15 protein-coding genes are annotated in these 14,270 nt (G+C 68.9%); 3 read left to right on the forward strand and 12 right to left on the reverse strand.

What is annotated here, in order from left to right:
* Position 1: 1 nt before the first annotated feature.
* Genes ACVFYP_RS25820 through ACVFYP_RS25835 form a run of 4 tightly spaced genes read right to left on the reverse strand, consistent with a single transcriptional unit; the run spans position 2 to position 4,573 of the window.
* Positions 2-715 (reverse strand): ABC transporter ATP-binding protein, encoded by a 714-nt coding sequence (locus ACVFYP_RS25820; protein ID WP_499203054.1) that lies wholly within the window; start codon positions 713-715, stop codon positions 2-4.
* The gene (locus tag ACVFYP_RS25825) at positions 708-1,490 is read right to left on the reverse strand and encodes an ABC transporter ATP-binding protein (protein ID WP_499203055.1); all 783 of its coding nucleotides are present in this window, start codon (positions 1,488-1,490) and stop codon (positions 708-710) included. The genes ACVFYP_RS25820 and ACVFYP_RS25825 overlap by 8 nt, the downstream gene beginning before the upstream one ends.
* The gene (locus tag ACVFYP_RS25830) at positions 1,487-3,340 is read right to left on the reverse strand and encodes an ABC transporter permease (protein ID WP_499203056.1); all 1,854 of its coding nucleotides are present in this window, start codon (positions 3,338-3,340) and stop codon (positions 1,487-1,489) included. Before ACVFYP_RS25830 ends, ACVFYP_RS25825 begins: the two co-directional genes overlap by 4 nt.
* 9 nt (positions 3,341-3,349) lie before the next feature.
* A complete protein-coding gene (locus ACVFYP_RS25835; RefSeq protein WP_499203057.1) occupies positions 3,350-4,573 on the reverse strand; it encodes an ABC transporter substrate-binding protein in 1,224 nt (407 codons plus the stop codon).
* Positions 4,574-4,761: 188 nt separating this feature from the next.
* Here ACVFYP_RS25835 and ACVFYP_RS25840 point away from each other — a divergent pair, with 188 nt between their 5' ends.
* Positions 4,762-5,238, forward strand: coding sequence for a DUF3830 family protein (locus tag ACVFYP_RS25840; protein WP_499203058.1), 477 nt, complete (start codon positions 4,762-4,764; stop codon positions 5,236-5,238).
* A gap of 22 nt (positions 5,239-5,260) precedes the next feature.
* Here the strand turns inward: ACVFYP_RS25840 and ACVFYP_RS25845 are convergent, their stop codons facing one another.
* The 6 genes from ACVFYP_RS25845 to ACVFYP_RS25870 all read right to left on the reverse strand — a co-directional run bounded on the left by ACVFYP_RS25845 (position 5,261) and on the right by ACVFYP_RS25870 (position 11,173).
* Complete coding sequence (locus ACVFYP_RS25845) at positions 5,261-6,229, reverse strand: succinylglutamate desuccinylase/aspartoacylase family protein (RefSeq protein WP_499203059.1); 969 nt, start codon at positions 6,227-6,229, stop codon at positions 5,261-5,263.
* A gap of 143 nt (positions 6,230-6,372) precedes the next feature.
* Complete coding sequence (locus ACVFYP_RS25850; protein WP_499203060.1) at positions 6,373-7,401, reverse strand: ABC transporter ATP-binding protein; 1,029 nt, start codon at positions 7,399-7,401, stop codon at positions 6,373-6,375.
* Positions 7,398-8,183, reverse strand: a complete 786-nt coding sequence (locus ACVFYP_RS25855; RefSeq protein WP_499203061.1) for an ABC transporter permease — start codon at positions 8,181-8,183, stop codon at positions 7,398-7,400. The genes ACVFYP_RS25850 and ACVFYP_RS25855 overlap by 4 nt, the downstream gene beginning before the upstream one ends.
* A complete protein-coding gene (locus tag ACVFYP_RS25860; protein ID WP_499203062.1) occupies positions 8,180-8,998 on the reverse strand; it encodes an ABC transporter permease in 819 nt (272 codons plus the stop codon). The genes ACVFYP_RS25855 and ACVFYP_RS25860 overlap by 4 nt, the downstream gene beginning before the upstream one ends.
* A gap of 4 nt (positions 8,999-9,002) precedes the next feature.
* On the reverse strand, positions 9,003-10,049 hold the full coding sequence (locus ACVFYP_RS25865; RefSeq protein WP_499203063.1) for an extracellular solute-binding protein: 1,047 nt from the start codon (positions 10,047-10,049) through the stop codon (positions 9,003-9,005).
* Positions 10,050-10,135: 86 nt separating this feature from the next.
* Positions 10,136-11,173: an aromatic ring-hydroxylating dioxygenase subunit alpha gene (locus ACVFYP_RS25870; RefSeq protein ID WP_499203064.1), complete on the reverse strand. Its 1,038-nt coding sequence runs from the start codon at positions 11,171-11,173 to the stop codon at positions 10,136-10,138.
* Positions 11,174-11,422: 249 nt separating this feature from the next.
* Between ACVFYP_RS25870 and ACVFYP_RS25875 the strand changes: the two genes are divergently transcribed.
* Positions 11,423-12,448, forward strand: coding sequence for an ABC transporter substrate-binding protein (locus tag ACVFYP_RS25875; protein ID WP_499203065.1), 1,026 nt, complete (start codon positions 11,423-11,425; stop codon positions 12,446-12,448).
* Between the two features lie 114 nt (positions 12,449-12,562).
* Complete coding sequence (locus ACVFYP_RS25880; protein WP_499203066.1) at positions 12,563-12,769, forward strand: hypothetical protein; 207 nt, start codon at positions 12,563-12,565, stop codon at positions 12,767-12,769.
* Here the strand turns inward: ACVFYP_RS25880 and ACVFYP_RS25885 are convergent.
* Both ACVFYP_RS25885 and ACVFYP_RS25890 read right to left on the reverse strand, forming a co-directional pair.
* Positions 12,756-13,181 (reverse strand): hypothetical protein, encoded by a 426-nt coding sequence (locus ACVFYP_RS25885; protein WP_499203067.1) that lies wholly within the window; start codon positions 13,179-13,181, stop codon positions 12,756-12,758. The two genes, ACVFYP_RS25880 and ACVFYP_RS25885, sit on opposite strands and share 14 nt — an antisense overlap.
* A gap of 111 nt (positions 13,182-13,292) precedes the next feature.
* Positions 13,293-14,168, reverse strand: a complete 876-nt coding sequence (locus ACVFYP_RS25890; protein WP_499203068.1) for a diacylglycerol/lipid kinase family protein — start codon at positions 14,166-14,168, stop codon at positions 13,293-13,295.
* Positions 14,169-14,270 lie beyond the last annotated feature (102 nt).

The following is a 14,270-nucleotide window of genomic DNA, read 5'->3' on the forward strand; positions in this document are numbered from 1 at the left end:
GTCAGACCGTCAGATAGGTGGTGCGGATATGCTCATCCGCTTCCAGCGCCGCCATGCTGCCGGCGAAGCGGATGCTGCCCTTCTCGATGACATAGGCACGGTCGGAAACGGCGGCGGCGAAATCCAGGCTCTGTTCGGAGAGCAGCACGGCCAGCCCCTCCGCCTTCATGCGCAGCACGGCCTCCGCCATCAGCTCCACGATCACCGGTGCCAGGCCTTCGGAGGGTTCGTCCAGAAGCACGGCCTCCGGATTGCCCATCAAGGTCCGCGCGATGGTCAGCATCTGTTGCTCGCCGCCGGACATCGCCGCGGCGCGGCGGCCGCGCATCTCGGCCAGGTTCGGGAAAATCTCGTAGAGCCGTTCCACGGTCCAGGCCGCGCGGCCGCCTTGTGCGGCGCGGCGACCGACCTCCAGATTCTCCGCCACGGTGAGATCCGTGAAGATGCGGCGATCTTCCGGCACATAGCCGAGGCCCGCGCGCGCGATGCGGAAGGGCGCCCAGCCGGTGATGTCTTGGCCGGCGAAGCGCACCTGGCCGGCGCGTGGCGGCAGCATGCCCATGATGGCCTTCATGGTGGTGGATTTGCCGGCGCCGTTGCGGCCCATCAGCGCCGCCACCTCGCCGCGTTCCAGCGTGAGATCGACGCCGAACAGCACCTCCGCTGGCCCGTAGCCGGCGGTGACGCCCGAAACTTCCAGAACGGTCTCAGCCATGCGCGCCTCGCCGCGCGCGCAGCGCCGCCTTGTGGCCGGACTGGCCGAGATAGACGCGTTGGACCTCCGGGTTCGCCCGCACCGATTCAGGCGAACCCTCCGCGATCACCTCGCCGCGCACCAGCACCAGGATGCGGTCGGCATGGGCGAAGACCGCGTCCATGTCATGTTCCGTGAACAGCACGCCGATGCCCTGGCCGCGGGCGATATCGGCGGTGAGCTGCATTAGGCTGGCGCGTTCGCGCGGCGCCATGCCGGCCGTGGGCTCATCCATCAGCAGCAGTTTCGGCGCTGCCGCGAGCGCGATGGCCAGTTCCACGCGCTTCACATCGCCATAGGCCAGTTCCCCGATCGGGCGATCCGCCGCCTCCGCCATGCCGACACGGTCGAGCAGCGCCACGGCCTGTTCGCGATACAGCGCTTCGGCGCGGGCCAGCACGTCTCGTGTGCGACCGTGATGCGCGATCAGCGCCATCTGCACATTGCCCGCCACGGTCATGGACAGGAAGGTCTGCGCCACTTGGAAGGTGCGGCCCACGCCCAGCTTGCAGACCAGCCGTGGCGGTTGGCCGGTGATATCCTGCCCGGCCAGCAGCACCCGCCCCGTATCCGGCCGCAGCTGGCCGCCCACCATGTTGAAGGTGGTGGATTTGCCGGCGCCATTCGGACCGATGATCGCCAGCATCTCCCCGGCCGCCAGCGCGAAGGAAACATCCTTCGCCGCGACGACGCCGCCGAACCGCTTGTTCAGCCCCTCCGCCGCCAGCAGCGTCATGCGCGCCTCCGCAGCGCGCCATAGGCGCCGGACAGGCCGCGCGGGAAGATCAGCACCAGGGCGATGATGGAGGCGCCGAGGAAGAACCGCCAATGGTCCGTCAGCGGCATGAAGAAGTCCTTGATCGTGTGGAAGGCCGCGGCGCCGGCGACGGCACCCATCACCGTCTGCATGCCACCCAGCAGCAGCATCGCCAGGAAGTCGATGGACATGGGGATGGAGAGCAGCGTCGGGTCGATCGAGCCCTTGGAGAAGGCATAGAGACCGCCCGCCAGCCCCGCCGCCGCGCCGGCCAGCGTGAAGGCCAGCCAGCGATGCATACGCACATCGATGCCGATGGCGTCCGACCGCTGTTCCGAATCCCGCGCCGCCCGCAGCGTGGCGCCGAAGGGCGCGTAGATCACATGGCGCAGCGCGGCGATGCCGAGGATGGCGCACGCGGCGACGAGATAATGAAACACCTCCCGCGAGCGCGCCCAGGCGCTGGGCCAGACGCCGACCACGCCATTGTCGCCGCCCGTCACCTCGACCCATTGGAAGCAGACGGCATAGGCGATCTGCGCGAAGGCCAGCGTCAGCATGGCCAGGTAGATGCCGGTCAGCCGCACGATGAAGAAGCCGAACAGCGCGGCGAAGGCGGCGCCAGCGAGTGGGGCCGCGATCAGCGCCGGTTCCATGGAAAACCCGCCGCGCGTCACCAGCAGCCCGGCCGCATAGGCGCCGAGGCCGAAATAGGCGGCATGGCCGAAGGAGACGATGCCGCCATTGCCGACAAGAAAATTCAGCGAGAAGGCTGCCAGCGCGAAGATCAGCACCTCCGTCACCACCTTCACCGTATAGGCGTCGCCGAAGACCGGCACGGCCAGAGTGGCGGCCAGCACCACGGCGAGGATCGCCTTCTCCCACACACCAAAGCGGGGCGTGGCCAGGATGCCCTCCGGCAGCGCCGCGCGGCCGGCCGCCGCTTCCGGCCGGCCGAGCAGCCCCCAGGGCTTCACCACCAGCACCACCGCCATCAGCAGGAACACCAGCACCAGCGTGATTTTTGGGAAGATCAGCACGCCGAAGGAATTCAACTGTCCGATCAGCACCGCCGCCAGGAAGGCACCGGGCACGCTGCCCATGCCGCCGATGACGGTGACGACGAAGGCCTCCGTGATGATCGACAGGTCCATCTGCGAATTGGCCGAGACACGCGGAATCTGCAAAGCGCCACCCAGGCCCGCGAGAAACGCGCCGAGGAACAGCGTGCCGGTGAAGAGCATCGCCTGGTTCACCCCCAGCGCGCCCACCATTTCCCGGTCCCGCGTCGCCGCGCGGATCAGGATGCCGAAGCGCGTCTTGTGCATCAGCAGCCAGAGCAGGCCGAGCACGGCCGGACCGACGCAGATCAGGAACAACTCATAGGCCGGAAAACGCTGGCCGAGAATCTCCACCCCATGCCGCAGGCCCGGCGCGCGCGGTCCGGGGATTTCCACCGGTCCCCACAGCCACAACACCGCATCCTGCACCATCAGCACCACGCCGAATGTGGCCAGAAGCTGGAACAACTCCGGCACCTTGTAGAGCCGCCGCAGCAGCAGCACCTCCATCACCACGCCCAGCACGCCCACCACCGCCGCCGAAATCAGCACGCCGCAAAAGAACAGCAGCGGCGAACGATCGAAGTCCAGAAGCCAGGGCACCACGGTCACCGCCATATAGGCGCCGAGCATGTAGAAGCTGCCATGCGCGAAATTGACGATGCGGGTGACGCCGAAAACCAGCGTCAGCCCTGATGCGATGACGAAAAGCGAGGAGGCGCTGGCCAGTCCCGACAGGGACTGGACCACAAGGAAACCGAAATCCATGCGCCGCGATCAGCTCCGCGGGCGCGCGGCGCGCACTTCGTCCTCGGGGAACAGGTAGTTGGCGCCATCGGCGTAGCGGGCATTGCGCATGGTGCCGGTGCGGCCACGCAGCGCCGTCTCGCCCACCCAGGTGCCCATGGTGCCCTGGTGGTCCAGCGCGCGCATGGTGACATTGCCGACGATGGTCTGCGTCGGCAGGTCGGCCAGCGCATCGACCAGCGCCTCCGTCTCCGTTGAATTCGCCTTGTTCAACAGGCTGGCGACCACCTGCGCGGTGACGTAGCCCAGCACGCTGCCCTTGCGCGGCGTGTCGTTGAAGCGGGCGCGATAGGCGGCGATGAAGGCTTTGTGCGACGCCTCCTCCACCTGTTCCCACGGATAGCCCGTGGTGATCCAGCCATCGGGGCATTCATCGCCCAGCGGCAGCATGTATTCCGGCTCCCCGGTCAGCAGGGACAGCACCAGGCGACGCTCGAACAGGCCGCGGGTATTGCCCTCCCGCACGAAGGCGGTCAGGTCCGGTCCGAAGAGCACGTTGAAGATGCCGTCCGGGCGCGCCTGCGCCAGCGCGCCCACCGTGGCGCCGGCATCGACGCGGCCGAGCGCCGGATATTGTTCCGCGACGATCTCGGCGCCCGGAATCGCGCTGCCGATCAGCTTCTTGAAGTTCGCCGCCGCCGACTGCCCGTATTCGTAGTTGGGCGCGACGATGGCCCAGCGCTTCGCGGTCTTGCCGCGCGCCGCCTCCACCACCATGCGGGTTTGCATGTAGGTGCCCGGCCGCAGCCGCCAAGTGTAGCGATTGCCCTGCGCCATGGTCAGCGCATCGGTCAGCGGCTCCGTCGCCAGGAACAGCTTTTTCCGTTGATTGGCGAAGTCGGACACCGCGAGGCCGACATTGGAGAGGAAGGTGCCGGCGAGGAAGGTGCAGCCCTCCCGGGTCAGCAGATCCTCCGCCACGCGCACCGCATCGCCAGGGGTCGATCCGTCGTCACGAAACACGAATTCCAGCGGTCGCCCGCCCATCACGCCGCCGGCCTGGTTGATCGCATCGGCCGCCAGCTGGATGGCGTTGCGATAGGGCACCGCGAAGGCGGCCATGCGGGAGTAGGAGTTCAGCTCCCCGATCTTGATCGGTGCGCCCTGCGCCGGCGCGGTGCCGGGCCGCAGGCCGGCGATCAGGCCCGTGCCCGCTGCCAGCGCCGTGCGCCGTGTGAACTTGAAATCAACCATACCAGGGACCCCCATCTCGTTGTCCGGCGGCATCCTCTCCCGGGTCGTCGTCCGGGTCCAGCGGCTTTCGCGCCCTAAGCCTGTGGCGGGTGGGTCCGGCGTTGCGCCACGATCCAAGGCGGCGCCCCGCAGTTGACCGACGCGGCGCGGCCGGATGATCCTGCGCCCCTGATCAGGAGTCCGCCCCGATGCCCCGCATGCTGCGTTTCACCTTCGTCGATGCCGGGGTTTCCGGCCGTGTCGAGCTGCACGAGACGCTCGCCGCCCGCACGGTCGAGGCCATCTGGGGCGCGCTCGCGACCCCGGTGCGCCAGCTGTCCTTCCACGCCATGTTCGCCGGCCCCGAAATCATGATCGGCCTGCCGCCGGAGAACCAGACCTTCGACCCGCGCAGCCTGCCGCCGGAGAACCAGACGGTTATCCCGACGCCGGGCGATGTGCTGTGGTTCTACCAGGCGCCGAACATGATGAAGGGCCTGGCCGACGAGTTCTGGGAGATCGGCATGTTCTACGGCGATGGCGGCCGCGTGTTTGGCCCGCTGGGCTGGACCCCGGTGACCATGTTCGGCCGCATGCTGCCGGAGGATCTGCCCCTGTTTGCCAAGGAATGCGCCGATATCCGGCTGCATGGTGCGAAGATGCTGGAGATCAAGCGGGAGGAATAGCGCCTCCCGCTCTGGGGGAGCGCTACTTGCGCTCCACTACCTCCACCACCTGGTCGCCGGCATAGAGCGGCATCCAGGGGCGACGGATGGAGCCGACCCAGGCGGATTTCGCGGGGCAGGTGATGGTCTCCACCACCTGGCCGGTCATGTCGACCATGTGGCCCATAACATCGCCCGCCGCCATGTCCTGGCCAGGCTCTACGCGGCAATCCCAGTAGCCGCCCTGGCTGCACTTCACATGCACCGCATTGCCGCCGTAGCGGATGTCTGTGGCCGTCGGCGGTGTGCCCGGGATCATGCCCAGCGCCTGCGCCGTGCCGGTCAGGGCGATGGCGAAATTGTCCAGATCCTCCTCCCGCACCCGCGCACCGCCGCCGGATTCCACGATCAGTGCCGGAATATTGTGGCGACGTGTGACGTTGGTGAGGAAGGTGCCCTCCATCCAGTCCTCCGTCGCGCCCCACTGATAGCGGCTGCCGACCTGCGCCGAGAGCTTTTGGGAGGCGAGCTGCGCGGGCGACGTGCCCTTCGCGTCGTGGATGACGTAGAAGGCGGTGATGGTCAGCTCCCCGCCGCTGTGCAGGTCGAGCACCGCGTCGCCGCCATGTTCCCCGGCCAGGGCCAGCAGCCGGTCGGCAAGCTGCTCGCCGACGCTGCCCTTGGGATTGCCCGGGAAGATGCGGTTGAGGTTGGTGCCGTCCTGCGGGATCAGCCGGCTGTGCATGCGCTGGCCGAGCGGATTGGCCACCATCAGCGCGGCGATGCTGCCCTTGAAGGTCTTGAGGTCCAGCCCGCGGATGAAGCGCGCCGCCGCGATCGGCCCGACATTCTCACCGCCATGGATCAGGCACTGGATGTACAGCCGCGGCCCCGGCAGCGCGCCGCGCGCGAGCATGACGGGCGACAGCAGCGGGCCGATCGGGTCGCTGGTGAGGGCGATGGTGCCGGTGGCGAGTTCGCCGGGGGCGGCTTCAGCGGTGCCGAACTTCATGGTGGGTCTCCTGGTCGTTGCCCCCACCCCGACCCTCCTCCGCAGAGCGGGGGAGGGGGAAGCGGCGGTCTGCTCTCTCCCCCGCACTTGCGGGGGGTTGCGGCACTGCCGCAACGCCGAAGGCTGGTCGGGGTGGGGGTTCTCTACTCCGCCGGCAGCGCCACCAAATCGCCGCGCGTCCAGCGCGCCGTCGCCCGCCCGCCCGTGCGAAACCGGTCGGCCAGCGCGGCCGGGCCTTCGACCAGCAATTGCCGCCCGCCGGCCAGCCGCAGCACGGCCTGGGTGCCGGTGCCCAGAAAACTCAGCAGCTCCACGGTACCGGAGACGGCATTCGGCCCCTCGGCCGGCGCGTCATCCAGCGTCACCCGCTCCGGCCGCAGCACCAGCGTGCCATCTGCCGCATCCAGCGGAATCCCATCCTCCGACCGCCCGTCGCGACTGACAAAGATGTTCGCGCGGCCGATGAAGGTGGCGACGAAACGGGTGGCCGGGCGCTCATAGACCTCGCGCGGCGTGCCGAGCTGTTCCAGCCTTCCCTTGTTCATCACCGCGATGCGGTCGGAGATCGCCATGGCCTCCGCCTGGTCATGGGTGACGAACAGCGTCGTCAGGCCGAGTTCCGTCTGCAAACGCCGCAGCTCGATCCGCGTGCCCTCCCGCAGCAGGGCGTCGAGATTGGAGAAGGGCTCGTCCAGCAGCACCACGGCCGGGTTGATGACCAAGGCGCGGCCGACGGCGACGCGCTGCTGCTGGCCGCCGGAAAGCTGTTTGGGAAGCCGCCCTTCCAGCCCCTGCAATTGCAGTAGGGAGACCATGCGGGCGACGCGCTCCGCGATCTCCGCCTTGCCGACGCCGCGCCGCTTCAGACCGAAGGCGATGTTCTCGGCGACGCTCAGATGCGGGAACAGGGCGTAGGATTGGAAGACCATGCCGGTGTCGCGCTGATGGGCGGGCATGGTGGTGATGTCCTTGCCGCGCAGCAGGATGCGGCCTTCGCTGGGCTCGATGAAGCCCGCCACCATGCGCAGGGTCGTTGTCTTGCCGCAGCCGGAGGGGCCGAGCAGCGCCACCAGCTCTCCGGCCGCGACGGTCAGGTCCATCCGCGCCACGGCGGTGGTGCTGCCGTAGCGGCGCGCCAGCCCGTCCAGCACCAGTTCCGCGCTGTTCGTCATCGGTTCGCATACATCTGTTGAGCCACCATCAGCAGCAGGGCCAGCAGGATGAGCATGGAGGAGACGGCTGCGACCGTCGGGTCCATCTGCATCTGCGCGGCGCCATAGAGAACGACAGTCAGCGGCGCGTCCCGGACCGAGCCCAGGAACAACGCCATCTCGACTTCGTCGAAGGAGAAGATGAAGGCCAGCGCGGCGGCGGCGATCAGCCCCGGTCGCAGCACCGGCAACGTCACCAGGAAGAACGCCTTGATGGGCGAAGCCCCCAGGTTGCGCGCCGCTTCCTCGATGGCCGGATCGACGCGCCGCAGAACAGGCAGCATGACCCGCAACACCATGGGGACGCCGACCAGCAGGTGGGAAATGACGAGGCGCATCATGCCCGGGGGCGCGATCGGGTTGGCGGCGAAGAACAGCGTCAGCGCCACCGCCAGCACCAGCGCCGGCAGCACCAGCGGGGACAGGAACAGCGCCTCCAGCAAGGTCGATCCGGGGAAGGCGAAGCGTGTCAGCGCCACGGCGGCGGCGGTGCCGATCACCAGGGACAGAGCGGCGACCATCAGCCCCAGCCGCATGCTGACGAAGAAGCCGTTCAGGTAGCGAGCGTCGTTCAGCGCCGCATGATACCAGCGCAGCGAAAAGCCCTGCGGCGGAAAGGCCAGGTAGCCGGTATCGCTGAAGGAGGCCGCGACGATCACCAGCAACGGCCCCAGCAGATAGATGAAGCCGAGCACCGCCATGCCCCGCAGCACCCAGCCGAGCGGTGTGCGCAGGCTGGTCATCGGTTCTTCTCCCCCAGCAGCTTGCCGTAGGTCAGCGCCACCGACAGCGAGATCACCAGCAGGATGGCGGCGATCGCCGCGGCGAAGGGCCAGTCCAGCAATTCCAGCGTCTGCTCATAGATCGTCACCGCCATGAAATGCGCCCGCGCGCCACCGATCAGGGAGGGCGTCGCGAAGGCGGAAACCGACAGCGAGAAGACCAGCAGCGACCCCGCCAGCACGCCGCCCCGCGCCAGCCGCAGCGTCACCAGCCACAGAGCCACGGCGGGCGAGGCGCCGAGATTCATCGCCGCATGTTCCAGGTCCCGGTCGACGCCGCGGATCACCGCATAGAGCGTGACGATCATGATCGGCAGCAGCACCTGCGCCAGCGCGATGACCACGCCCGCAAATGTGCCGATGAGCTGAAAATCCGGCGGCACCAGCCCCGTGCCCTGCAACAGGCGGGAGGCGACGCCGGAGCGGAAGAACAGCACCATCCAGGCGAAGCTGCGCACCACCGCACTCACCCAGAGCGGGAAGGTGGTCAGCAACAGCAAAAGCCCGGCCCAGCGCGTCTCCGCCCGCGCCAGCAGGAAGGCCAGCGGAAAGCCCAGCACCAGCGTCACCAACGTGACGCAGACGCCCAGCAGCAGGCTGTTGCCCAGCACGCCGAGGTAATAACTGTCGCCCAGGAAGCGCGAGAAGGTCGGCGGTCCGCCGAGGGATTGCAGGAACAGCCCGAGCTGCGGCCAGATGAACAGGGTGGCGAAGATCAGCGCCGCCGGGGCCAGCAGCCCGGCGGCGATCAACCCCCGCCGGGCGGTGTGCATCATTGGGTTAGCGCGCGATCTCGCGGTTGAAACGGTCGGTCCAGGCCGGACGGCTGGCATTGATGACATCCCGGTTCAGATCCGCCAGCTTGTCGGTCGGCGCCATGAAGGGCGCGACATCCGGCGGCAGTTGCGTCGCCGGGTTTACCGGCGCCCAGCCGATCTCCCGCGCGATGGCGGTTTGCACCTCCGGGTCCAGATGCCGGTTCAGAACGGCGGCCGCGATGTCGGCATTGCGCGACCGCTTGGCCACCGCGCCGGTCAGCAGCACGAAGGGCGCGCCTTCCTCCGGCACCGAATAGGCCACCGGAATGCCCATGGCGGAGCTGCGCATGGCGGAGGCGCCGTCATAGGGCATGATCCAGATATCGCCGGAGGCGAACAGCGTCTGCACCTCCGCCGCGGAGCGGAAGATATTGGCGCGGCCGGAGATGCGCTTCAGCGCGTCGAAGCCCGGGCCGATATTGCTCTCGCTGCCGCCAAAGGCGCGGGCCAGCATCACCAGGAAGTCGGTGCCATAGCCGTTGGTGATATGCGGGAAGGCGATATGACCCTCGAATTCCGGGCGGAAGAAGTCCTTGTAGCTGCGCGGCGGGTTCGCGACCTTGTCCGGGCGGTAGAGGATACCCTCCGTCACCAGGCCCCAGGCGATCCAATGCCCATCGGCATCCTTCAGACTGGCGGGCACATTGGCGAAATTCGACGCATCCGGCAGTTTCTGGGTCAGGTCGCCGGCCTTGGCCGCCACCTGCTGCCCGCCGGAGAACATGAACAGGTCGATCTGCGGCGCCTGAGCCTCGGCCCGCATGCGGGCGAAGGCATTGGCGGAGAGCAGCGGCGTCTGCGTGCCGCGCGCGCCGGTCTCCCGCGTCACCACGTCGAAGACCATGCGCTGGATCAGGTCCTGGCTCGGCCCGCCAAAGGCCGTCGCCACGATCTCCCGCCCCGCGAAGCGCTGCTGCGCCCGCGCCTGGCCGGCCAGCAGTGGCAGGGCGGCGGCCGCCAGAGCGGAACGCCGCGTCAGCGGGCGCGACAAATATCCATCACGCGGCATGGGCTGGTATCCTTGGATTGCGGATGTTGAATTGTCAGGACTATGCCGCCGCGACGCCGCGGCTCGCAAGCCCCGCGGAGGCGCCGTTAAACGGTCTCCGGCAGGCGCATTTCGGTCTCATGATGCTCCGCCAGCAGGGCGGACAGCCGGCGGCGCATTTCGATGCCGGGCTTGTCGGCGGGCATGTGCAGCTCCGCCCCCATCTCCAGCGGCACGTCGAAGGTCGTGGTTTCCAGCACCCCGCGATCCTCCTCCGTCACCGCGCGGTCGAAGGCGATCACCTTCTCCGCCGGCGCCTCGGCTTCCGTGTCGTTTCGAAGAACCCATTGACAGATCATGCTGTGCTGGTCGTCGGTCGGTGTCGCCCCGGTGCACAGGATGTGGGTCAGCCCGGTCGGGTAGTCGATGCGGCTGGCGCGGAAGAAGGGCAGGAACCAGCGGCCCTCGATCACCCGCACCGTGCGGTCGCTGTCGGACTTCACCAGCTCCTTGCTGATGCCGCGATTCGAGACCGGCGCCTCCGACCGCATGATGAAGCCCCAATCGGTGTGCTCGATGGTGGAAGGCGCCGGCTTCGGGTCCTCAGGGATGCCGAAGGTGGCCGCATGGACATAGGAGAAATGCGCCGTGTCAAAACTGTTTTCCATGATCCGCAGGCCGGAGACGGCCCAGGGTTCGTGGAATTCGTCGATGCGGCGGAAGGCGGGATCGGCGGCTTCCGGGATCTCCGGAATCGCCATCAGCGGCTCCTCCAGACAGACCCAGATCCAGCCATAGCGGCTGGCGGCATGATGCGCCTTCGCGCCGCCCTTCAGCCCGCGCAGCGGATCATGCGCCTGCGGCACCTTCACGCAGCGGCCATCGGCGCCATAGGCCCAGCCGTGATAGCCGCAGGCCAGCGCCGGGCCTTCCGGCACATCCCGGTCGAGGAAGCCGGTGGAGAGTTTTGCGCCGCGATGCGGGCAGCGATCCGCCAGCGCGGCCGGGGCTCCGCCCTTGCCGCGCCACAGCACGATGTCCTGGCCGAGCAGGCGGAAGGGCACCGGCTTGGCGGTATCCAGCGACGCCTCCGGCATCACCGGATACCAGAAACGACGCAGCACTTTTTGGCGCGTGGCCAGCATGGAGAAAGTCCGTGGGCATGCCTCGCCGGGGATGGCGGCGCGCCGGGCTTCGCAACCACTGTGCCAGGCGCTTTCGCAGGCGATCTGGGATCAATCCGGGAATTGCGCCCAAGAATGGGGCGGGGGCGCCCTCCAAAGCGGCAGAATCCCACGGCCAAAGCTCCCCAGGGCCGGCACAGCGGTTGCTTGGTGCGCTCGGCGAAGAAACAGCCGCGCTGAAGCGCGCGCGCGACAGGAGACTTCACCGATATGCCGACCCCCCGCCGTACCCTGCTCGCCGCCGCCGGAGGCCTGCTGGCCGCGCCGCGCCTCGCGCGCGCCCAGGCCGCGCTGACGCCGATCAAGTTCTCCCTGGACTGGGCCTTCCAGGGGCCGCAGGCGCCCTATCTGCTGGCGCTGGAGCGCGGCTATTTCCGCGAGGAAGGGCTGGACGTCACCATGGATCGCGGCTTTGGCGCCGGCGACGTGCCGGTGAAGGTGGCCAGCGGCGCCTATCAGTTCGGCGTCGGCGACGTCTCCGCCGTGATGCGCCTGCGCCTGACCCAGCCTGGCACGGACCTGATCTGCCCCTTCATGCTGGCCCAGGGCAGCCCGCTTTCCGCCATCACCCTCCGCCGCACCGGCATCCGCACGCCGAAGGACCTGGAGGGCAAGAAGCTCGCGGCGCCGGAAACCGATGGCGGCCGGCAGTTCTTCCCCGCTTTTGCCCGCGCCACCGGCATCGACCTGTCCAAGATCACCTGGATCACCGTCACGCCGCCGCTGCGGGAGCCCATGCTGGCGCGCGGCGATGCGGATGCCATCACGGGTTTCGAGACCTCCGGCGTGTTCAGCCTGCGCGCGCTGAACATTCCGCAGGCCGATATCGTGGTGATGCGCTATTCGAATTTCGGCGTGGCGCTACTCTCCACCGGCCTCCAGGTGCGCAAGTCCTACGCCGAGGCCAATCCGGCCATCGTCACCGGCATGATCCGGGCCATCATCCGCGGCCATGCCGATGCCTGGCGGGAGCCGGATGCGGCCATCGCCGCCCTGGTGAAGCGCGATCCGACCGCGCCGGCGGCGCTGGAGAAGGAGCGGCTGATCGCCAATTTCGAGTTCATCCGCACGCCGGAGGTGCTTTCGGGCGGCTATGGCAACCTGCCGACCGCGCGGGTCCAGGCCAGCATCGAGACCATCCGCACCGCCTTCAGCATCCCCGCGACGCTGGCGGCTGGCGATTTCTACACCCCGGCCTATCTGCCGCCCAGCGAGCAACTGCGCCTGCCGGCCTGACCCCGCGATCACTGGCGAAGGGGGGGCGGCGCGGCCGCCTCCCGTCTTCGTGCATGGATCATGGCGAAAAAGTGGCGCATCCTGCCTCATGACGCCACGATCGGGGGATCCGCCATGTTGATCGGCCTCAGCCTGTTGGCCGGTATCGCCGCCCTGTTTGCCATGGCCAGTGTCGCGCTGAGCCTGTTGCCGGCGCTCGGAATCGGATTGGCCGGGCTTGGCGCCGCGGCCGGCTTCGGCCTTCTGTCCCTGGTCGCCGGGCTTGGCGCCACCGGCATGGCTCTCGGCCAGGAACGGACGGATCGCCTCAGCCGGAGCTGAGGCGGCGCGCCAGCAAGGGTGCCAGCGCCGGGTCCAGGTAGCGAATTTCCTTTGGTGAGACCTCCGGCTCCGTCGCCACATCGCCGATCGTGATGGTCAGGCACAGGCTGGTGCCGACCAGTTCCAGCCGCTTGAGGCCACGTCGCGGCAGCGGGATTCGCCGCCGCCGGCAGGTCTGCAACAAGGTCGCCAGCAGATCCGGTGCCGGGAAGGTCCAGCCCAGCTGGGTCCCACGGCGCGGCGGATGCGGCATCAGCCGGCCCACCACCTCGCCGGAGCTGGCGGTCGCCATGTCCAGCCGCAGCCGCACAATGCCGGCCGTCCAGGCCGGATCGGCCAGGGTCATGCTGTCGCACAACGCCTCCAGCACCTCTTCCGGCGTGAACAGGATGTGACGGACTTCCTTGGGCATGGCGGTCCTGGGGTCCGAAAGGGGGATCGCCTCGGGCTGACCTTTGCGTGCCAGCCCGGTCCGCGCACCGCCAGGGTGACGGGTCGCTCCTGAAGGAAACGATAACGTCGGCTATCGCGGCAGCAGGATGCGCAGCGGGGCGGCCGCGTCCTCCACCCGCACCGGTAACAGGCCGACCGGGTCGCCATCCGCCTGCACCGGCACCGCCATACCCTGCAGCACCACTTGCCGCGCCGGGTGGATCACCACCCCTGGCAGGCGCGGCACCAGGCCCAGCGGTAGGGCGGCACCCGCCAGCAACGCCGCCGCCGCCCCGCCCTGGCGGAACAAAACCACCTGAAAGCCCGGCGCCGCGGGCTGCGCCTGGGGGGCCAGCAGGTGGCGCCCGGCATAGAGCCGACCCTTGGTGACGATGACGCTCGCCGCCGCCGCCGCCGTCTTGCCATCCAGCGCGGCCATGATCGGCGGGTAGGGATAGCGCGGTGCCTCCCGCAGCGCCTGCCAGACATAGGCCGCGCGGCCCAGCTGGCGCTTCAGCCGCAGATCCAGCGCGGTGACCACGGCCGCGTCGAACCCCGCGCCCAGCATCTGCACGAACAGGATCTGCCGCCCATCGGGGAAATGCGCCAGCCCGGGCCAGACCAGCCCGGCACGCCCCTGCGCCAGCACCTGGGCCGCGGCTTCCGGCGCGCGGTTCAGGCCGAGTTCCCAGGCCAGCACATTGGCGGTGCCGAGTGGCAGCAGGCCCAACGCGGCGGCGCTGCCCGAAATCCCCGCCGCCACCTCCGCGATCGTGCCATCGCCGCCGGCCGCGACCACCAGCGCGATGCCGCGCGCGGCCGCCTCGGCGGCGATCCGGCGCGCATCGCCGGGTCCCGCGGTTTCCGCCACCTCGGGCCGCACTCCAAGTCGGAGAAGGGCATCGAGCGCGCGCGAAAGGCGCCGTCGGCGGCCGGCACCGGCGGTGGGGTTGAAGACGATGAGCATGCGCCGCCCCTACCGCGCGCATGATGACACCACGCCGACACAACGCTGACGGTCGCGTGACATGCGCGCAGCGCATTCCCCGTCTACCTGCCACGCCGCAGA

The organism is Roseomonas sp. F4 (genome assembly GCF_053891155.1).